This window comes from Bradyrhizobium sp. LB14.3 (assembly GCF_040547985.1).
GTDB lineage: Bacteria > Pseudomonadota > Alphaproteobacteria > Rhizobiales > Xanthobacteraceae > Bradyrhizobium.
Genome location: NZ_JBEPQT010000008.1, coordinates 183,673 through 202,187, shown reverse-complemented (window position 1 = coordinate 202,187; position 18,515 = coordinate 183,673). Strand labels below are relative to the sequence as shown.

Sequence of the window (18,515 nt, the reverse complement as noted above, 5' to 3'; positions counted from 1 at the left end):
CTGTTTTGATAGAGGGCGCTGCGCGTCGTGGCAACCGAGTCTGGTCTAGAGATTTGCCGACGCGTCGACTTCCAGGCTGGTGTCCACCTGCACCTCGATCTCGGTCACCGCAAACAGGTCCTGCGCCGGCTCAACCGTCCAGGGCATGTGCTTGGCGCGGGCGGCGACGACGGGGGCAAAGAAGCTGCGGTGGTGGACGGTGGGGCCGAGGCGGTTGAGCGCGTCGAGGTGCTCGGGAACGGCGTAGCCCTTGTGCTGCTCGAAACCGTAGCCGGGGCAGTCCTGCGCCAGCGCGCACATCAGGCGGTCCCGCGTCACCTTGGCGACGATCGAGGCCGCCGCGATCGACAGGACGATGCCGTCGCCGCCGATCACGGCCTCGCAGTCGCATTCGGTATCGAGCCGGTCGCGGCCGTCGACGAAGACGTGGCGGGGCTGCTCGGGCAGCGCCACCACGGCGCGCTTCAGCGCCCACAGCGAGGCGCGCAGGATGTTGTCGCGGTCGATGCGGGAGCGCGAAGCGACGGCGACCGAGACCTGCGCGGTGGCGCAGATCTTGTCGAACAGCTTTTCGCGCGCCTCGGGCGTCAGGCGCTTGGAATCGTCGATGCCGTGCGGGATGCGGTCGGGATCGAGAATCACCGCAGCCGCCACCACAGGACCGGCCAGCGGCCCGCGGCCGGCCTCATCGCAGCCCGCGACCGGCCAGATCCCGCGCTTGATCAGCGCGCGCTCGCGGCGGAAGCTTGGGGCAACGATGATGGCGCTTTTTCCGCCGGCCAGCGCCTTGGCCAATTTTTTAGGCGCAGCTTTCTTGTTATTGGGCGCAGCCTTCTTGGGCGCACCTTTGGCCGGCTTCTTGGCGGATTGATCCCGAATCATGGCCGGGATCGTGCGCAAGCGGCGTGGCCTGCGCAACCGGGAACCTCGGACAATTCCCGTTATTCAGGTCAGCCGCCCTATTCCGCCAGATGCACCCGCCGGTCCTCGCCGACCTCAATGCCTGGCGCGACCACGACCTCCCAGGGATGGCCGTCAGGATCGGCGAAATAGCCGGAATAGCCGCCGTAGTCGGTCTGATGCGCGGCCTTCAGCAGCGCGGCTCCCTTGCTGAGGGCGAATGCCAGCACCGCGTCCACCTCCTCACGCGCGCGACAGTTCCAAGCGAGCGTCATGCCGCGGAACGTCGATGGCCTCGGAGTATCGGGCGATTTGGCGTCGGCCGCGAGCTGATCCCAGGGAAACAGCGCAAGCACCGGACCGCCGGTGTCATAGAACGCAACGGCCTCACCGGTTACCTTTAGCCGGCGCGAGAAACCAAGCGCGTCGTAGAAAGCGATGCTGGCGCGGATGTCGCTGACGCCCAGCGTGATGACCGTGAGCCGCGGCACCGGCGGCGGCAATTCCTTACTCATACGACACCTCGTCCACTTCGTCGCTCAGAACAGGCTGAGCTGATCGCCGTTCCGCTTCGGTTTGGCAAAATGATCCGTCGTCAGCTTCGAGCGCCGTTTGTTCAGCCCCAGCCTGTCGCAGGCGATCTCGAAGCGGCGGCCGATGGTCCAGGCCATCGGGCCGGTGCCCTTCATCCGCTCGCCCCATTTCGCGTCGTAGTCGCGGCCGCCGCGCATGTCGCGGATCAGCGTGAAGACGTGGCGGTAGCGGTCCGGATAGTTCGCCATCAGCCATTCACGAAAGAGATCGCGTACCTCAAGCGGCAACCGCAGCAGCACGTAGGAAGCTTCCTTGACGCCGGCATGGGCGGCGGCATCCAGGATGCGCTCGATCTCGGAATCGTTCAGCGCGGGGATCACGGGCGCGACCATGACGGTGGTCGGAATGCCGGCCTCCGAGAGCTGCTTCAGCGCCTCCAGCCGCTTCGGCGGCGTCGATGCCCGCGGCTCCATGGTGCGCGCGAGCTTCGGATCGAGCGAGGTCACCGAAATCCCGACCTTGGCGAGGTTGCGCTTGGCCATACGCGCGAGAATGTCGATGTCGCGGGTCACCAGCGCCGACTTGGTGACGATGCCGACGGGATGGCCGGCGCGTTCCAGCACCTCCAGAATGCCGCGCATGATCTTGCGGTCGCGCTCGATCGGCTGATAGGGATCGGTGTTGGTGCCGATCGCGATCATCCGCGGCTCGTAGCCGGGCGCAGCAAGCTCCTTCTCGAGCAGCGCCGGTGCCTCAGGCTTCACGAACAGCTTCGATTCGAAGTCGAGCCCCGGCGACAGGCCGAGATAGGCATGGGTCGGCCGCGCGAAGCAATAGACGCAGCCGTGCTCGCAGCCGCGATAGGGATTGATCGAGCGATCGAACCCGATGTCGGGAGAATCGTTGCGGGTGATCACTTTGCGCGAGGTGTCGACGCCGACGGTGGTCTTGAACGGCGGCAGCTCTTCCAGGCTCTGCCAGCCATCGTCGAAGGCGACGCGCGCCTCGGCCTCGTACCGGCCGCTGGCATTGGATTGGGCGCCCCGCCCTCGCCTGCGCTGCTTGTCGATGGCGATCGCAAGCTCAGGGAAAGCAGAAGGCGCACCCGCCGGCTCGGAGGGCGCCGTGACCGGCGGGTGCTTGAGAGCATGAGAGGATGCTGGACTCATGAAGCCAAGATAGCATGCCGAAGGAACAAATCAAGAACACAAACAAAAAACTGAAAAACAACCCCATGCACAGGAACCGCCCAAATTTCGGGCGGGCGCCTTTGACCTCGCGCAACACGCCAGTTCCGACGACTTCGTTTGATGCCGGTCAGGGATCAATCGCCGCAGATCGATGTTGGTGACAATCGCTGGGTGAAGGTCGGCAAGAACATGACAAATCGAAGACAATCGCCTGCGGCGAGCAGCGACCTCGGCCTCCTCGATCGCTACTGGCGCGCTGCGAACTATCTCTCCGTCGGGCAAATCTACCTGCTCGACAACCCGCTGCTGCGCGAGCTCTTGCGGCCCGAGCACATCAAGCCGCGTTTGCTCGGCCATTGGGGCACGACGCCGGGTTTGAACTTCATTTATGCCCATCTCAACCGCGTCATCCGCGCGCTGGACCTGAGCGTGATCTATGTCTGCGGTCCCGGCCACGGCGGCCCCGGCATGGTCGCCAACACCTATCTCGAAGGCAGCTACAGCGAGATCTATCCCGATATCGCACGCGATACGGACGGATTGCGCAAGCTGTTCAGACAGTTCTCCTTCCCCGGCGGCATTCCCAGCCACGCGGCGCCGGAAACGCCGGGCTCGATCCATGAAGGCGGCGAGCTCGGTTACGCGCTGGTGCATGCCTATGGCGCGGCCTTCGACAATCCCGACCTGATCGTCGCCTGTGTCGTCGGCGACGGCGAGGCCGAGACGGGCCCGCTCGCGGCGTCCTGGCACTCCAACAAGTTCCTCAATCCCGCTCATGACGGCGCGGTGCTGCCGATCCTGCATCTCAACGGCTACAAGATTGCCAATCCGACCGTGCTCGGGCGGATGCGCGATGAAGAGATCCGCGATCTCTTCCACGGGCTCGGCCACGAGCCGCTGTTCGTCGAGGGCGACGATCCCAAATTGATGCACCGGGCCATGGCGGACGCGCTCGACGTCGCGCTCGCCGGCATCCGGTCGATCCAGCAGCACGCCCGAGACGGCCGCAAGAGCGTCGAACGTCCGCGTTGGCCGATGATCGTGCTGCGCAGCCCGAAGGGCTGGACCGGCCCCAAGGAGGTCGACGGCAAGAAGGTCGAAGGTTTTTGGCGTGCACATCAGGTGCCGGTCGCGAACTGCCGGGAGAATCCGGCGCATCTGAAGATTCTCGAAGACTGGATGCGCAGCTACGAGCCGGAAAAGCTGTTCGACGCGAGCGGCGCGCTCATTGCCGAGCTCCAGGCGCTCGCGCCCGAAGGCAATCGCCGCATGGGCGCCAATCCGCACGCCAATGGCGGCCTTCTGAAGAAGGAGCTGAAGCTGCCGGACTTCCGCAGCTTCGCAGTGGACGTGCGAGAGCCCGGCGGCGTCATGGGGGAAGCGACGCGCGAGCTCGGCAAATTCCTGCGCGACGTCATCCGCCTCAACGCGCAAGAGCGCAACTTCCGTATCATGGGTCCGGACGAGACCGCGTCAAACAGGTTAGACGCGGTGTTCGAGGCGACCGAACGCGTCTGGATGGAGCCGATCGAATCTTACGACGTGCACCTCGCGCAGGATGGCCGCGTGATGGAGGTGCTGAGCGAGCATCTCTGCCAGGGTTGGTTAGAGGGATATCTGCTCACCGGACGGCACGGCTTGTTCTCCTGCTACGAGGCCTTCATCCACATCGTGGATTCCATGTTCAACCAGCACGCCAAATGGCTCAAGGTGACGCGGCATCTCGCATGGCGGCGCCCGATCGCCTCGCTCAATTATTTGCTGACCTCGCATGTCTGGCGCCAGGACCACAACGGCTTCAGCCATCAGGATCCCGGCTTCGTCGATCTCGTCGCCAACAAGAAGGCCGACATCGTCCGCATCTACTTCCCGCCTGATGTCAACACGCTGCTGTGGATCGCGGACCATTGCCTGCGCACCTATGATCGCATCAACGTGATCGTCGCCGGCAAGCAGCCGGCGCCGCAATGGCTGTCGATGCAGGAAGCGGCCACGCATTGCGATGCCGGCATCGGCATCTGGAGCTGGGCCGGCACGGAAGACGTGGGACAAGAGCCCGACGTGGTGATGGCCTGCGCCGGTGACGTGCCGACGCTGGAAACGCTCGCCGCGGTCGACCTTCTGCGCAAGGCACTGCCCGACCTGAAGATGCGCGTCGTCAATGTCGTCGACCTGATGACCCTGCAGCCTCGGGAGCAGCATCCGCACGGCCTCGACGACCGCGACTTCGACAGCCTGTTCACGCGCGACAAGCCAGTGATCTTCGCCTATCACGGCTATCCTTACCTGATCCACCGTCTCACCTACAACCGCACCAACCATGCCGGCATGCATGTGCGCGGCTTTGCCGAGGAAGGCACCACCACCACGCCGTTCGACATGGTCGTGCTCAACGGGCTCGACCGCTATCACCTCGCGATCGAGGCGATCGAACGTGTGCCTGGGCTCGCCGCCAAGGCGGCGCAGGTGAAGCAGCAATTCCGTGACAAGCTGATCGAGCATTCGCGCTATGTGCGCGAGCACGGCGAGGACATGCCGGATGTCCAGGGCTGGGTCTGGCCGAACTGCGCAGGCGGCAACACTCCGGCAGAGGCAGGCGACTGACAGCAGCCATGTCGAAAACGGTTCTCGTTCTTAACTCGGGATCGTCGAGCATCAAGTTCGGCCTGTTCGATATGTCGGCGAACGAGCCCACCCTGCTCTGCAAGGGCTTGCTCGACGAGCACGAGACCAGGCCGCGGCTCGTCGTGAAGAGCCCCGCGGGCGACGATCTGTTCGAGAAGCGGAGGGAAGCATCGGATCCGGACAGCGATCATCTTTTCGCCGACGTGCTGGGCTTCATCGAGGACCGCTTTGGCGACGGCCGCTTGGTCGCCGTCGGCCACCGCATCGTCCATGGCGGCCCGGACTATTCCGGTCCGGTCGAGCTGACGGATGATGTCTACGCGAAGCTGGAGGCGCTGACCCCGCTTGCCCCGCTGCACCAGCCGCGTTGTCTGGAGCCGGTCCGCACCATCAAGGCGCTCCGGCCGGCGCTGACGCAGATCGCCTGTTTCGACACCGCCTTCCATCACGGCCTGACGCCGCCCGCGAACCGGTTCGCCATCCCGAGGCGCTATGAAAAGCGCGGCGTCCGGCGCTACGGATTTCACGGCCTCTCATTCGAATATGTCGCGCGGCGTCTCGCTGCGACCGCGCCGCAGCTCATCACAAAGCGCACCGTCATCGCACATCTCGGCAACGGCGCAAGCCTGTGCGGCTTGCGCGATGGCCGCAGCATCGACACCACGATGGGCCTGACGCCGCTCGACGGTCTGATGATGGGCACGCGCTGCGGCACGATCGACCCCGGCATGCTGCTCTATCTGCAACAGCACGAGAAGATGTCGGTCGAAGATGTCCAGCGCCTGCTCTATCACGAATCAGGCCTGCTCGGCGTCTCCGGCATCTCCTCGGACATGCGCGTGCTGCTTGCGAGCGGCGAGCCTGCGGCGCGGGAGGCGGTCGAGCTCTTCACGCTCCGCGCGGCGCAGCAGGTCGCGATGATGGCGACCACGCTCGGCGGCCTGGACTGCCTGGTCTTCACCGGCGGCATCGGCGAGCACGCCAAGGAAATCCGCAGCGCAATCGCCGAGCGTCTCGGCTGGCTCGGTGTGCGCGTGGATGCCGCGGCGAATGATGAGGGATGCGAGCGCATTAGCGGAGACGGAGGCACCGTCGATGTGTACGTAGTCCCGACGAATGAGGAACTGATGATCGCACGGCATTGTGCGGCGGTGCTGCGACAAGAAAATCACATTTGAGAGTACGTGGCAGGGCAATCTTTTCGTAGCCCATCCTTCGAGACGCCCGCCGTTGGCGGGCTCCTCAGGATGAGGTCCTGCTCCGCGACGAAATCTTAGACCCTCATGGTGAGGAGCGCCGCCCTACGGCGCGCCTCGAACCATAAGGCCAAGGACGCTCGCAGAGTCAGTGCGTCCCCGACCAAATCTGGAAACAGCCGATCGCAACCTCGATCACGATCAGAACCACCACCGCGATTTCGAGGCGGAGCGAGCGCTGGGTGTCGATGATGTCGGTGAGCGCGTTGGCAGTCTCGGACACGGCGGTGAGCTTGCGCTCGAGCGTGTCGAGGCGCTCCTTCAGTTCGTACTCGTCTTCCAGGCGGGCATAGAGCCGGTCGAGCTCGGGCTTCTCCCAAAGCACGTCCGGCTTCTCGGCCACCGCAACACGGCCGGCGACGCGCTGCTGGACCAGAAGCGCATTGCCGATCAGTTGCAGGATGCCCTTGCGCCGGGGCGGTGTGCGACCCTGCTCGGCGAGCTTGCGCGCAAAGGGCTCGATCACGTCGAAGACCGCGGCGACACGCCGCTCGTCGCGCGCAAGCGAGGTACTCTTGGCGAGCGCATCCGCGATCAGCAGCAGCCGGTCGTCGGAGAATTTGGCGAGGCAGATCGGGCCGCCCGGCTGGATCGCCTCGGCGCTTTCGTCCTTGCAGAGCTGCGCCTGCGCGATCTCCTCCTCATAGGGGCTGAGCTCGCCGGTCACGCGGGGCTTCAGGCTGTCGATCAGCACCTTCTCTTCCGAAGGGAGGAGGCCGATCAGCACCACGACGCCGTAGCGGAAGATCACCGCAAGGCCGGCATGGACGCGGAAGGCCGCTGGCGTCGAGGAGACGGTCGCGCCTATCTCAAGGCCGGAGGGGTTGATGCGTTCACCCAGCATCACGGCCCGGATCCGCAAGATCGGCGCGCCGTCCAGCCTGGGAGAAGTTGCCGGCGTGTTAACAGCAAGTTGATCGGCGTTCATTCGAAGCCCCTCGTCAGCGGCGCGATTGCACGTTTTTCCCGTTCCCGCGCTGGTCAGCTATCGGATCCGCTTCTTGCAGGATTGCGAACGGCCTGGGCATCGCGCAAGGTTGCGGCAACCTCCGCACTAATACGGTCAAGCAAGGACGGCGCCGAACATTCGGCAATATCGCCACCCCGCACGGGACATATTTTGGAGGCGACGGCTCCAGCGGTTTACCATCGTAGACCGAAGCGCGGCCGAAAAGTTGCACTCGGCAACGCTGCATGTTTATGACAACATCATAATATAATTAGTTGCGCTTCTCCCGAAGTGCGGAGACTGAAGCCTCAATCATGCTAAGCGTCATCATTCCGACCGAAGGCGTCGAGCAGACGGCGGTCGCAACTCTGGCCGCGCTGGTACCCGGTGCCGCTGCGGGCATCATCCGGGAAGTCCTCCTGGTCGATGGCACCCGCAACGGCGTCATCGAGCGCGTTGCCGACGTCGCGGGCTGCCGTTTCATCGGCTTCGAGGGATCCTCGCAAGGCGCAGCCCTCGCCGCCGGCGCACTCCAGGCCCATTCGCCCTGGCTGATGTTCCTGCCCGCAGGCGCCGTGCTGGAAACCGGCTGGATCGAGGAAACCACCCAGTTCATCCAGACCGTCGCGTCCAGCGGCCGGGACCGTGCGGCCGTCTTCCGCTATGCGCGCTCGCCATACGCCGACGCCGGATTCCGCGACATCTTCCGGGCCGTGACGCGCAAGCTCATCGGTCCCTTCGGCGATCAGGGACTTTTGATCGCGCGTGATCACTACGACCGGATCGGCGGCTACCCGCCCCAGGCCCGCCGCCCCGAGGCACGGCTGCTGCGGCGGCTCGGCCGCTCGTCCCGGATCATGCTGCGCAGCCGGATCGTCATGGTCGGCTGAGGCCACCAGATACTTGCCAAAGTCAATTAATTGTTTGACAATGGCAAATATCGAGGTGACCCATGCCGTTCAACGCTACCGACGACCACATCGCAGCGGTCCGCGCCTTCAACCGCTTCTACACTCGCAAGCTTGGCGTGCTCGACCAGCACCTTGGAAAGAGCCCGTTCTCGCTCAGCGAGGCCCGCGTGCTCTACGAGCTCGCGCAACGGGACGACCTTGCCGCAAAGGAGATCGGCAACGAGCTTGGGCTCGATCCCGGCTATCTCAGCCGCATCGTGCAAAGCTTCGACGAAAAGGGGCTGATCACCCGCAGGCCCCTGCCCGCGGATCGCAGGCAATACCAGCTCAGTCTCACCGCTAAGGGCCGCCAGACCTTTGCCAAGCTGAACCTGGGCTCGCAAAATGAGGTCGCCGCAATGCTGGCTCAGCTTTCGGCCAGCGATGCAACGCGGCTCACGCAGGCCATGGCGACCATCGAGGCTGTGCTGGAGCAACGTCGAAGCCAGCCCGCGGCTTTCATGCTGCGCAGCCATCGCGTCGGTGACATGGGCTGGGTCATCTCCCGGCAGGCCGCCGCCTATGCGGCCGACTACAACTGGGATATCAGCTACGAGGCCCTGGTCGCCGAGATCTGCGCACAGTTCATCAAGGGCTATGACGCCGCGCGCGAGCACTGCTGGATTGCGGAAGTGGGTGGCGAGCCGGTCGGCTCGATCTTCCTGGTCAAGGCCACGGACGAGATTGCGAAGCTGCGCCTGTTGCAGGTCGAGAAGAAAGCGCGTGGACTCGGTGTCGGTCGCGCGCTGGTCGAGCAATGCATCCAGGGCGCACGCGAGAGAGGCTACAGCAGGATGACGCTGTGGACCCAAAGCATCCTGGTCGCCGCGCGTGGCATCTATCAAAGTGCAGGCTTCAAGCTCGTGAAGGCAGAGAAGCACCACAGCTTCGGTGCCGATCTGATCGGCGAGACTTGGGAGCGGGATCTCTGATTATTCGCAACGAGCTAGATGCAAGTAAATGTGCCCGTGCGGATGGAAACCCCTCATCCGGCGCTTCGCGCCACCTGCTCCCACAAGGGGAGAAGAGCGCGACTACGCCGTCGCGCCCTGGGCCTTCGGGCGGCGCAGGTGTTCGTCCAGCCGCGGCATGATCTCGACGAAATTGCAGGGACGCGTGCGGTAGTCGAGCTGGGCCTTGAGAATACCGTCCCAGCCGTCGCGGCAGGCTCCGGGCGAGCCGGGCAGGCAGAAGATGTAGGTCGCGCCAGTTACGCCGGCGGTGGCGCGGCTCTGGATCGTCGAGGTGCCGATCTTGGCGTGGCTCAGCATGTGGAATGCGATCGAGAAACCGTCCATGCGCTTCTCGAACAAGGGCTCGATCGCCTCCGGCGTGACGTCGCGTCCCGTAAAACCGGTGCCGCCGGTGGTGATGACGACGTCAACGCCCGCGTCCGCAATCCAGCCGCGGATGAAGGCGCGGATCGCCTCGACGTCGTCGGTGACGATCTCGCGCGCGGCGAGATGATGGCCGGCCGCAAGGATCCGGTCGGCGAGCGTCTGGCCGGACTTGTCGTCAGCGAGCGCGCGCGTGTCGGAAACGGTGAGAACCGCAATGTTGAGCGGGATGAATTGTTTTGTTTCGTCGATGGACGCCATAGGATCTCATCTCCTTACCCAACCACCGACGTCATCCTGAGGTGCGCGCACTTGCGCGCCTCGAAGGATGGCCGGAGGCTCGCCATCTCTAGGGCCCGTCGAAGAGGCGAGCACCTCAGGATGACGCCACTACTAGCTCATTACGACCCGCCACCGAACGTGTTGCAGGCCTGGACCGTGCCCTGCTGGTAGCCGGTCATGAACCACTGTTTGCGTTGCGCCGCCGAGCCGTGGGTGAAGGAATCGGGCACGACGCGGCCCGTCGCCTGGCGCTGCAGCGTGTCGTCGCCGATCGCGCTCGCCGTGGTGAGTGCGGCGTCGATGTCGCCCGGCTCCAGGAAGTTTGGCCGCTTCTTCGCCTCGCGATTGACCCAGACACCGGACAGGCAATCGGCCTGCAATTCAACCTTCACCTGGAGCGCATTCGACTCCGCCTTGCTGCCGGCCTGCTGCTGCAGTCGCGTCACGCGCGGAATGATGCCGAGCAGGTTTTGGATGTGATGGCCCGCCTCATGGGCAATGATGTAGGCGGTGGTGAAGTTACAGGCGGACTTGCCGGAGCAGCCGCGAAAACGCGTCTCGACCTCGCGGAAGAAACCGGTATCGAGGAAGATGGTCTTGTCGGGCGGACAATAGAACGGTCCCATTGCCGACTCTGCCCGGCCGCAACGGCCGCCATTGGTGACGTTGCGGAACAACACGACCTTCGGACCGGTGTAGGACTGGCCCGAAGCCTGGAAGATCTCGCTCCAGCGATCGTCGATCTCGCCGAGGATGCCGGAGATCATGCTGCCCATCTCGTCGGTCGGCGCGCCACGCTTGGCGTTGGAGGACGACTGGCGATCGGTCTGGTAGGACGGCGCCTGACCGCCGCCGGTGAGGATTTCGGCGCCGCCGATCAGGATGCGCGGATCGATGCCGAAGGCGTAGCCGACCAGGCCGAGCACGATGATGGTACCGATGCCGAGCCCGCCGCCGCCCATGGGGAGACCGAATCCGCCTCCTCCACCGCCCCCGCCACCATCGTCGCGACGATCCTCGATGTCGTCGCTGCGGCGGAAATCATCGTAGCGCATGGCGGCTTCCCTCGGTCCTGGATGGCATCATTTGGGCGCAAGAAAGCTCAACGCGCCACACACGTAAAATTTCCATGGCGTTAATCAATATCCCGCTCGGCAATTATTGCCTAGTGCGACAGCATGGCCATGGCAGCAATATTTTCCGGGCGTCGTGCAATTTTTTCCGAGAGAAATTTGAAGTCTTTTGGCACTCCGGCCGCTCTCGCAACACGAAGAAACGCGAAATGCGCTGTAAAACACGGCTAAAGCGTGCAGCAAACCACGCGCAACGCACGACGCGACGACTGCCCGCGAAAGCGGCGGGTTAAGTCGATTTTTACTTTGCCGCTGCAATGTAACGGTCAGTCGGTTGTTTGGTCCCGCGTCGCCGACAGCGTCGCCTGAGTCAGAGTTCTTGAGTCATGGTAGAGTCGCGTCGCGGGGCGTCTGCAAGGGCGCCCCGCACAAATTTTGAATCTCCTTCGCACAGCATCGTCCTCGGCGATTGCGTCGCCGAGATGTCGAAGCTTCAGGCTGGTTCGGTCGACCTGGTGTTCGCCGATCCACCCTACAATCTCCAGCTCAAGGGCGATCTCAAGCGCCCCGACGAATCCCATGTCGACGCCGTCAACGACGACTGGGACAAGTTCGATTCGTTTTCCGCCTATGACGATTTCACCCGCGCCTGGCTGCTTGCCGCCCGCCGCGCGATGAAGCCGTCGGCGACGATCTGGGTGATCGGCTCCTATCACAACATCTTCCGCGTCGGCGCGGTCATGCAGGACCTCGGCTTCTGGCTCCTGAACGACATCGTCTGGCGCAAGACCAATCCGATGCCGAATTTCCGCGGCCGCCGCTTCACCAACGCACACGAGACCATGATCTGGGCCGCGCGCGACGAAAAGGCCAAGGGCTACACGTTCAACTACGAGGCGCTGAAGGCCGCCAACGAGGACGTGCAGGCACGGTCCGACTGGCTGATCCCGCTCTGCACCGGCGAGGAGCGCCTCAAGGGCGCCGACGGCAAGAAAGTACATCCGACGCAGAAGCCGGAAGGCCTGCTCGCGCGCGTGCTGCTGTCGTCATCGAAGCCCGGCGATCTCGTGATCGATCCCTTCAACGGCACCGGCACGACGGGCGCGGTCGCAAAGCGCCTCGGCCGCTCCTATATCGGCTTCGAGCGCGACAAGACCTATGCGAAAGCGGCCCAAGCGCGCATCGCCGCGGTCGAGCCGCTGCCGGAGGCGAGCCTTGCCCCGTTCATGACCGCGCGCGAAGCGCCGCGGGTGGCGTTCTCCGAGCTGATCGAGCGCGGCATGATCATGCCCGGCACGAAACTGTTCGACGCCAAGAAGAAGCTCGGCGCACTGGTGCGCGCTGACGGCGCCATCATGTTCGGCGACAAGGTCGGCTCCATCCACCGCATGGGCGCGGTGGCGCAAGGTGCGCAAGCCTGCAACGGCTGGACCTTCTGGCACATCGAGACCAAGAAGGGTCTCAAGCTGATCGACGAACTCCGCGCCGAAATCCGCGCCGGCATGGCGGCCGGGTAGGCTTCCCGCGATCTTGAAGGGTGGGCAAAGCGAATCGTGCCCACCATCCCTGTCAATCCGGACCGAAGCAGTGCTGGTGGGCACGGCGCTTTGCGCCTTTGCCCACCCCACGGCGTCTTGAATGACGTAACGGCCGGGACTAGATTGAGAGGTCAGTCCCGACCGGTCGGCTCCCATGCGACGACAGTCCGAGACATTGCTGCTGCTACCGCTGCTGCCGATCTTCCTGGTCGGCATGTTTCCGATGTTCCTGATCGCGCTGCTGGGCTTCTTCGGCCTCGCCTTGTTCGGCGTGCTCGTGGTCTGCGTCGGGCTCGCCAGCAGCAACGAGGCACACGACAATTTCAATCATGACGTCATCGTTCACGGCAACGCGCGCGGATCTGAGCGCAAGGCGCGGGCCTCCGACATGCATATCGCCACGCGGCTCGGGCTGCGCCTGGAGGCTGTGGGCGCGGCGATGGTCATTACGGCGGCGATTGGCCTTTGTTACGCCGGCTGATCTGCGTGGCGCGCAGATACCGCCCGGCAAACTCGCCGGTTGCTCCCACCGACAAGGTTCAGGCAAGAGAAGGCCGTCAGCGACAGTGACGCTGCCTCCGCTCTCAACCACCAAACACCGGGGAGACGCCCGATGCTCAAATTCTATTTCAACGGTTCGCCGAACCCGACCAAGGTCGCGCTTTTTCTCGAAGAGTCCGGCCTGCCCTTCGAGCCGGTGAAGATCGACACCCGCAAGGGCGAGCAGTTCACGCCGGACTATCTGAAGATCAATCCGAACGGCAAGGTGCCGGCGATCGACGACAACGGCACCATCGTGTTCGATTCCAACGCCATCCTGCTCTATCTCGCCGAGACAACCGGCAAATTCCTGCCCGCCGCCGATTTTCGCGGCGAGACGCTGTCATGGCTGATGTTCATCGCCACGGGCGTCGGGCCCTATTCGGGTCAGGCCGTTCACTTCAAGCATTTTGCGCCGAAGGACCAGAACCACGACTACGCGCATAACCGCTATCAGTTCGAGACCGATCGCCACTACAAGATTCTCGACGGCCACCTCGCCAGCCGCCGCTATGTGGTCGGCGACAGCTATTCGATCGTCGACATGGCGCTATGGGGTTGGGCCCGGATGGTGCCGTTCAAGCTCGGCGACGACGCCTTTGCACGATATCCGAACGTGAAGCGGCTGGTGGACGAGGTCTCGGCGCGGCCCGCGGCGGCGCGCGCGATCGCGTTGAAGGACAAGTTCACCTTCAAGGCCGAGATGGACGACGAGGCCCGCGGCAACATGTTCAAGCACATGACGACGAAAGTGGCCTGATCGCGCCACGCCGCTATGCGAGGCCACGCGCATGCGCGTGGCCTTTTGCTTTCGACTCAGGCGGCGTGGACCGAGTTGAGGAACTTGGTGACCTCTTGCTTCAACCGGTTGCTGTCGGCCGACAGCGAACGCGCCGCCGAGAGCACCTGCGAGGAGGCTGAGCCGGTCTCGGAGGCGCCGCGCTGCACGTCGCCGATGTTGGACGACACAAGCTGCGTGCCTTGGGCAGCCTGCTGGACGTTGCGGGAGATCTCCTGCGTGGCCGCACCCTGCTCTTCGACGGCAGCGGCGACGGTCGACGAGATCTCCGACAGCCGCTGGATGGTGCCGCTGATTTCCCTGATCGAGCCAACCGACTCCTCCGTCGCGGCCTGGATGCCCGAAACCTGCTGAGCGATCTCGCCAGTGGCCTTCGCGGTCTGATCGGCGAGCGCCTTGACCTCCGAGGCCACCACGGCAAAGCCGCGGCCGGCTTCGCCTGCGCGCGCCGCCTCGATGGTGGCGTTCAGCGCCAGGAGGTTGGTCTGGCCGGCGATGGTGCTGATCAGCTCGACCACGTCACCGATGCGGGCCGCGGCCTTGGAAAGCTCGCCGACACGCGCGGTGGTTCTGCTCGCCTGACCGACGGCTTCGCCGGCAATGCGGGCCGATTCCTGTACCTGGCGCGCGATCTCCGTCACCGACGAGGACAGCTGTTCCGTCGCCGAGGCGACCGCCTGCACGTTGGCCGTGGCTTCCTGCGACGCGGAGGCGACTTCCGTCGATAGATCCTGGGCCCGCGAAGCGGTCGTGGTCAAAGTGCCTGCGGACGCCTCGAGCTCGTGCGATGCCGACGACACGGTGTCGACGATCTCGCCCACGGCCTGCTCGAACTGGTCGGCCAGTTTCACCATGTCGGCTTTGCGGCTCTCGGCCTGACGCGCCTCGATTTCGGTCTGCTCATGGCGCAGGCGCTCGGTGTCGATCATGTTGTCCTTGAACACGTCGATCGCCTTGGCCATGTCGCCGATCTCGTCGGCCTTGCCGCGGCCGGGGATCGCGACCTCGAGATTGCCGCCGGCAAGCAGCCCCATCGCGCGCGTCATCGAGGTCAGGGGACCGACGATGCTGCGGGCGATCAGGAAGGCGACGATCAATCCAAACAGGATGGCAAGGCCGCCCGCGATCTCCTGCACGGTCGTCGTGCCGTCAATGACGGCTTCGGCCCTGCTGCGCGAATCCTTGTAGTCCTTCTTCAAGGCCGTTTCCGCGACCTTGAGCTTGGCGATACTGTCGACGATGAGAGGCGCGAGGTTCTTGTGGTAGATCTCGTCGGCCTGGAGCATCGCCGCCGACGTCGTCTCGAAGGCGGTTTTGTAGATTCCGAGCGAAGTCTTCACCGGGGCGAGCGTGGTTCGTAATTCGGTCGCCTGCGGGCTCTTTTCGATCGCTGCGAGCCGCTGCGACGCCCTGTCTACATTGGTTCTGAAGTTCGCGGGCCCCTTCACGTCGCGCAGGGCCAGGAAACGCCAGTTTGCGATCTGAACGAGAAGAAGCCTGGATTCGAGGTCGGCGACGAGGGACGCAGTGTCTTCATCGACGGCTGCGCGCGCCACATCGACCAGCTTGTTCATCTTGACGGTGAGCTCATCGCCGCTCGGCAGCAGCGTCGCCTTGCCGGTTCTCGCCTCGTTGACAGCGTCGCCGAGATTGTCACGCAGGCTTCGCATCTTGGCGATGTCGGCGATCAGATCATTGTAGAGCTTTCGGCGCTCCTCGGAGAGCGTGCCCTTCGCCCCGACCTGCAACAGCTCGGTCGCCGCGGCCTCCCGTTCCGCCGCCTCCCGCATTGCAGGCTCGTTGGCGTCATAAATGTATCGCAGATTGGCCCGCTGGATCGCCTGAAGATGGGTCGATATCTCCAGAACCCGTGCCGTACTGTCCGAAAACGCCGAGGCCTTTGCGACCTGATCCTGCACGGTCCGTAAATTCCAGACGGCGACCACCGCCATTACGAGACCAACCGCCACCAAGGCCATGAAACCTGCGTACAGGCGTCCCCTGATCCGCAAACGAAAACTCGGCATTCCCACTGTCCACCCAGATGCATGTGAATTCGGGCGGACGAACAACTCCGGCGATCGTCACGGCCACCCCCGGCAGCCGCGCGTCACGCTTTACGCGACTCACGCTGCACTGCGACACAATGGGGGACACTCGTTAATTGAACCTTCAAATTTTTCGAGCGCGCATGCGTCAGATGGCACAACATCGCTGATTTTATCGGCAGGTTGAGCACGGTTTTGGCGCGAAGCCCCGCAGCAGCGTGCAGGCCGCTGCAGCTTATCCGGACTGCGCCAGACCGACACGACCATCGCCGACGGGGCGGACGGCAGCGGTCGCCGGACGCGACGCCGCTCGACCGCTCAGCTCACGGCCGTTTGCGGAAACGGACCGAGTGCCTTCTCGGTCAGCACCGAGTCGCAATATTCCCGGATTTCCTTGATCTTGCCGTTCTCGAGACGAAACACGAGACAATAGTCGTTGTCATAGCGCACCCCCTCGGGCGTGACGTTGTCGCCCTTGGCCTCCACGACGACGGTGTCGCCGTCGGCAATGAAGCGGTGGGCGACCGTCCGTGTCCGGTCGACCAGACGAGTCCGCACATAGGCATGCAGATCGTTGAGGATCGCCTCTTTCCCTACGAAGGTGCGCGACCAGGAGTACTGGCCGGTCACGACCCATCTGGCGTCGTCGGCAAGACTTGCGGTGAACAAGGCGCGGTCGCGCGCGACCGGATCGGAACTGGCGGCGGCCGCGAAAATATCCTGCATCAGTTTTTTGTTGGCACTTGCGCTCATGGCGGCATCTCCGTTGGTGAGAACACCGGGATCATCGCCGCCGGTTCTAAATTCTTCAAATCGATAGCGGATATGATATCTATTCGCGTCATGAATTTGAATTCGCTCGACCTCAACCTTCTGACCGCGCTCGACGCGCTCCTGCGCGAGGCCAGCGTCAGCCGCGCCGCCTTGCGGATCGGATTGTCGCAACCGGCGGCGAGCCATGCGCTGCAGCGCCTGCGCGACATCTTTGGCGATCCGCTCCTGGTGCGCACAGGCGCGCGGATGGAGCTGACGCCACGGGCGCAAGCCTTGCGCGCGCCGCTGGCGCAGGCGCTCGACCAGGTGCGCGGGCTGTTCGTGCCTGACGACTTCGACGCCGGCCGCAGCGAACGGCAATTCCGCCTGATGATGCCGGATCTCGCGGTTGAGCTCCTGATGCCGCCGTTGATGGAGAAGGTGACGCGCGTTGCGCCCAACGTCCGCATCGACATCGTGCCGTGGCGGGGACCTGCGATCTTCAACACCGAGTTCGCCCGCACCATCGATCTCGTGATCTCGATCGGCAACGCGTTCAAGGGCTTTCATCGGCAGCTGCTCTACACCGACAGCGATGCGCTAGCAGTGCGGCGCGGCCATCCCATGGCTGCGAAGCTGAAGCGGCGCGAGACGTTCCTCGCCGCACGCCATGTCGGCGTCATCATCCGCGGCAGCGCAGAGGACCTGATCGACACCTGGCTGCGCACCAAGGGCATCGACCGGCACATTTCACTGGTGGTGTCAGGTTATCTCGAAGCGCTGCACGTCACAGCCCGCACCGACCTCGTTGCCTTCGTGCCGCGCCGGCTGATCGCGGCGCTATCGAAGCAGTTCGGCCTCATCACGGTGACGCCGCCGCTCGACCCCGGCATCGACGAGCAGTTCATGTTCTACCCGACGCGGTCCCAGATGGACCCGGGATCGATCTGGTTGCGGCGATTGATGCTGGAGACGGGACGGGAATTGGAGAAGCGAAAGGCTTCCTAACGTCGCAGTCCCATAGGGTGGGCAAAGCGAAGCGTGCCCACCCCTTCTGGGGTCGCGCGGAAGTTGGTGGGAACGGCGCTTTGCGCTTTTGCCCACCCTACAAGATCCTACGCTTTCTGCGCGTCCATCACCTTGCGCACGGCGGGGCGGTCGGACATACGCTTGAAGTGATCGGCGATCTTCGGCGTTGCGTTGATGTCGACGCTGTCGCCTTCAAGCCAGGTCGACAGGGTGTAGAGATAAGGATCGCAGATCGTGTACTGCTCGCCCATCACCCAGGGCCCCTTGTACATCTTCTGCTCGATCAGGGAGAAGCACGCGCCCATGGTCTTCGGGATCATCTGCTTCATGTCGGCGAACGAGCTCTCTTCGCTCGCCCAGCGGGCGCCGCGCATCTTGTGGGCATGGTTGATGTGCACGGTCGAGCAGAGGTAGGAGTTGAACGACTGCACCTGGGCGAAGTCGAAGGGATCGTCCAGTGGCGCGAGCTTCGCCTTGGGGAAGGTCTGCGCAAGATAGGCCAGCATCGCCGGCGTCTCGGTCAGGACGCCGCGATCGGTCACCAGGGCGGGCACGCGGCCCTTCGGGTTGATCGCGAGATAATCCGCGCTGTTCTGCTGATTGGTCTTGAAGCTCAGCCGCTCGGCCGAATAGTCGGCACCGGCCTCTTCCAGGGTGATGTAGGTGGCGAGCGCGCATGTGCCGGTGGCGTAGTAGAGCTTGAGCATGTCTG

The 18,515-nt window shown here is 64.1% G+C and carries 17 protein-coding genes; 8 read left to right on the top strand and 9 right to left on the bottom strand.

Annotated features, from left to right (window positions below; genetic code table 11):
* Nucleotides 1–45 precede the first annotated feature (45 nt).
* The 3 genes from rnhB to ABIB00_RS18050 all read right to left on the bottom strand — a co-directional run bounded on the left by rnhB (nucleotide 46) and on the right by ABIB00_RS18050 (nucleotide 2,603).
* The gene (gene rnhB / locus ABIB00_RS18060) at nucleotides 46–882 is read right to left on the bottom strand and encodes a ribonuclease HII (RefSeq protein WP_354105280.1); all 837 of its coding nucleotides are present in this window, start codon (nucleotides 880–882) and stop codon (nucleotides 46–48) included.
* Between the two features lie 77 nt (nucleotides 883–959).
* Nucleotides 960–1,415 (bottom strand): VOC family protein, encoded by a 456-nt coding sequence (locus ABIB00_RS18055; protein ID WP_354105279.1) that lies wholly within the window; start codon nucleotides 1,413–1,415, stop codon nucleotides 960–962.
* 24 nt (nucleotides 1,416–1,439) lie between these two features.
* Nucleotides 1,440–2,603: a PA0069 family radical SAM protein gene (locus ABIB00_RS18050; protein ID WP_354105278.1), complete on the bottom strand. Its 1,164-nt coding sequence runs from the start codon at nucleotides 2,601–2,603 to the stop codon at nucleotides 1,440–1,442.
* A gap of 210 nt (nucleotides 2,604–2,813) precedes the next feature.
* Here ABIB00_RS18050 and ABIB00_RS18045 point away from each other — a divergent pair, with 210 nt between their 5' ends.
* Complete coding sequence (locus ABIB00_RS18045) at nucleotides 2,814–5,228, top strand: phosphoketolase family protein (protein ID WP_354105304.1); 2,415 nt, start codon at nucleotides 2,814–2,816, stop codon at nucleotides 5,226–5,228.
* Nucleotides 5,229–5,236: 8 nt separating this feature from the next.
* The gene (locus tag ABIB00_RS18040; protein WP_354105277.1) at nucleotides 5,237–6,427 is read left to right on the top strand and encodes an acetate/propionate family kinase; all 1,191 of its coding nucleotides are present in this window, start codon (nucleotides 5,237–5,239) and stop codon (nucleotides 6,425–6,427) included.
* A 166-nt stretch (nucleotides 6,428–6,593) separates the two neighbouring features.
* Here ABIB00_RS18040 and ABIB00_RS18035 read toward each other — a convergent pair whose 3' ends face one another.
* Nucleotides 6,594–7,433, bottom strand: a complete 840-nt coding sequence (locus tag ABIB00_RS18035) for an RMD1 family protein (RefSeq protein WP_247340334.1) — start codon at nucleotides 7,431–7,433, stop codon at nucleotides 6,594–6,596.
* A 335-nt stretch (nucleotides 7,434–7,768) separates the two neighbouring features.
* Here ABIB00_RS18035 and ABIB00_RS18030 point away from each other — a divergent pair, with 335 nt between their 5' ends.
* Both ABIB00_RS18030 and ABIB00_RS18025 read left to right on the top strand, forming a co-directional pair.
* The gene (locus ABIB00_RS18030; protein WP_247340335.1) at nucleotides 7,769–8,344 is read left to right on the top strand and encodes a glycosyltransferase family protein; all 576 of its coding nucleotides are present in this window, start codon (nucleotides 7,769–7,771) and stop codon (nucleotides 8,342–8,344) included.
* 62 nt (nucleotides 8,345–8,406) lie between these two features.
* Complete coding sequence (locus ABIB00_RS18025; protein ID WP_354105276.1) at nucleotides 8,407–9,336, top strand: bifunctional helix-turn-helix transcriptional regulator/GNAT family N-acetyltransferase; 930 nt, start codon at nucleotides 8,407–8,409, stop codon at nucleotides 9,334–9,336.
* A gap of 102 nt (nucleotides 9,337–9,438) precedes the next feature.
* Here the strand turns inward: ABIB00_RS18025 and moaB are convergent, their stop codons facing one another.
* Complete coding sequence (gene moaB, locus ABIB00_RS18020) at nucleotides 9,439–10,002, bottom strand: molybdenum cofactor biosynthesis protein B (protein WP_354105275.1); 564 nt, start codon at nucleotides 10,000–10,002, stop codon at nucleotides 9,439–9,441.
* 140 nt (nucleotides 10,003–10,142) lie between these two features.
* Entirely contained in the window at nucleotides 10,143–11,078 is a 936-nt protein-coding gene (ypfJ, locus tag ABIB00_RS18015) for a KPN_02809 family neutral zinc metallopeptidase (protein ID WP_354105274.1), read from the bottom strand.
* 404 nt (nucleotides 11,079–11,482) lie between these two features.
* Here ypfJ and ABIB00_RS18010 point away from each other — a divergent pair, with 404 nt between their 5' ends.
* The 3 genes from ABIB00_RS18010 to ABIB00_RS18000 all read left to right on the top strand — a co-directional run bounded on the left by ABIB00_RS18010 (nucleotide 11,483) and on the right by ABIB00_RS18000 (nucleotide 13,934).
* Complete coding sequence (locus tag ABIB00_RS18010; protein WP_276000874.1) at nucleotides 11,483–12,613, top strand: site-specific DNA-methyltransferase; 1,131 nt, start codon at nucleotides 11,483–11,485, stop codon at nucleotides 12,611–12,613.
* A 175-nt stretch (nucleotides 12,614–12,788) separates the two neighbouring features.
* Nucleotides 12,789–13,115 (top strand): hypothetical protein, encoded by a 327-nt coding sequence (locus tag ABIB00_RS18005; RefSeq protein WP_354105273.1) that lies wholly within the window; start codon nucleotides 12,789–12,791, stop codon nucleotides 13,113–13,115.
* 132 nt (nucleotides 13,116–13,247) lie between these two features.
* On the top strand, nucleotides 13,248–13,934 hold the full coding sequence (locus ABIB00_RS18000) for a glutathione S-transferase family protein (RefSeq protein ID WP_354105272.1): 687 nt from the start codon (nucleotides 13,248–13,250) through the stop codon (nucleotides 13,932–13,934).
* Between the two features lie 56 nt (nucleotides 13,935–13,990).
* On the opposite strand, the gene ABIB00_RS17995 is transcribed toward ABIB00_RS18000, so the two are convergent.
* Nucleotides 13,991–16,000, bottom strand: a complete 2,010-nt coding sequence (locus tag ABIB00_RS17995; protein ID WP_354105271.1) for a methyl-accepting chemotaxis protein — start codon at nucleotides 15,998–16,000, stop codon at nucleotides 13,991–13,993.
* A gap of 339 nt (nucleotides 16,001–16,339) precedes the next feature.
* The gene (locus ABIB00_RS17990) at nucleotides 16,340–16,774 is read right to left on the bottom strand and encodes a nuclear transport factor 2 family protein (RefSeq protein WP_354105270.1); all 435 of its coding nucleotides are present in this window, start codon (nucleotides 16,772–16,774) and stop codon (nucleotides 16,340–16,342) included.
* Between the two features lie 90 nt (nucleotides 16,775–16,864).
* Here ABIB00_RS17990 and ABIB00_RS17985 point away from each other — a divergent pair, with 90 nt between their 5' ends.
* Nucleotides 16,865–17,782: a LysR family transcriptional regulator gene (locus tag ABIB00_RS17985; RefSeq protein ID WP_354105269.1), complete on the top strand. Its 918-nt coding sequence runs from the start codon at nucleotides 16,865–16,867 to the stop codon at nucleotides 17,780–17,782.
* A gap of 107 nt (nucleotides 17,783–17,889) precedes the next feature.
* Here the strand turns inward: ABIB00_RS17985 and ABIB00_RS17980 are convergent, their stop codons facing one another.
* Entirely contained in the window at nucleotides 17,890–18,510 is a 621-nt protein-coding gene (locus ABIB00_RS17980) for a glutathione S-transferase family protein (RefSeq protein WP_354105268.1), read from the bottom strand.
* Nucleotides 18,511–18,515 lie beyond the last annotated feature (5 nt).

Excerpts from the sequence above, each read along its gene's own strand:
- ABIB00_RS18040 (WP_354105277.1), top strand. The coding sequence starts at position 5,237 with ATGTCGAAAACGGTTCTCGTTCTTAACTCGGGATCGTCGAGCATCAAG.
- ABIB00_RS18010 (WP_276000874.1), top strand. The coding sequence starts at position 11,483 with ATGGTAGAGTCGCGTCGCGGGGCGTCTGCAAGGGCGCCCCGCACAAAT.
- ABIB00_RS17985 (WP_354105269.1), top strand. The coding sequence starts at position 16,865 with ATGAATTTGAATTCGCTCGACCTCAACCTTCTGACCGCGCTCGACGCG.
- ABIB00_RS18005 (WP_354105273.1), top strand. The coding sequence starts at position 12,789 with ATGCGACGACAGTCCGAGACATTGCTGCTGCTACCGCTGCTGCCGATC.
- ABIB00_RS18050 (WP_354105278.1), bottom strand. The coding sequence starts at position 2,603 with ATGAGTCCAGCATCCTCTCATGCTCTCAAGCACCCGCCGGTCACGGCG.
- moaB (WP_354105275.1), bottom strand. The coding sequence starts at position 10,002 with ATGGCGTCCATCGACGAAACAAAACAATTCATCCCGCTCAACATTGCG.
- ABIB00_RS18000 (WP_354105272.1), top strand. The coding sequence starts at position 13,248 with ATGCTCAAATTCTATTTCAACGGTTCGCCGAACCCGACCAAGGTCGCG.
- ABIB00_RS17990 (WP_354105270.1), bottom strand. The coding sequence starts at position 16,774 with ATGAGCGCAAGTGCCAACAAAAAACTGATGCAGGATATTTTCGCGGCC.
- ABIB00_RS18035 (WP_247340334.1), bottom strand. The coding sequence starts at position 7,433 with ATGAACGCCGATCAACTTGCTGTTAACACGCCGGCAACTTCTCCCAGG.
- ABIB00_RS18055 (WP_354105279.1), bottom strand. The coding sequence starts at position 1,415 with ATGAGTAAGGAATTGCCGCCGCCGGTGCCGCGGCTCACGGTCATCACG.
- ABIB00_RS17980 (WP_354105268.1), bottom strand. The coding sequence starts at position 18,510 with ATGCTCAAGCTCTACTACGCCACCGGCACATGCGCGCTCGCCACCTAC.
- ABIB00_RS18025 (WP_354105276.1), top strand. The coding sequence starts at position 8,407 with ATGCCGTTCAACGCTACCGACGACCACATCGCAGCGGTCCGCGCCTTC.
- ABIB00_RS17995 (WP_354105271.1), bottom strand. The coding sequence starts at position 16,000 with ATGCCGAGTTTTCGTTTGCGGATCAGGGGACGCCTGTACGCAGGTTTC.
- rnhB (WP_354105280.1), bottom strand. The coding sequence starts at position 882 with ATGATTCGGGATCAATCCGCCAAGAAGCCGGCCAAAGGTGCGCCCAAG.
- ABIB00_RS18030 (WP_247340335.1), top strand. The coding sequence starts at position 7,769 with ATGCTAAGCGTCATCATTCCGACCGAAGGCGTCGAGCAGACGGCGGTC.
- ypfJ (WP_354105274.1), bottom strand. The coding sequence starts at position 11,078 with ATGCGCTACGATGATTTCCGCCGCAGCGACGACATCGAGGATCGTCGC.
- ABIB00_RS18045 (WP_354105304.1), top strand. The coding sequence starts at position 2,814 with ATGACAAATCGAAGACAATCGCCTGCGGCGAGCAGCGACCTCGGCCTC.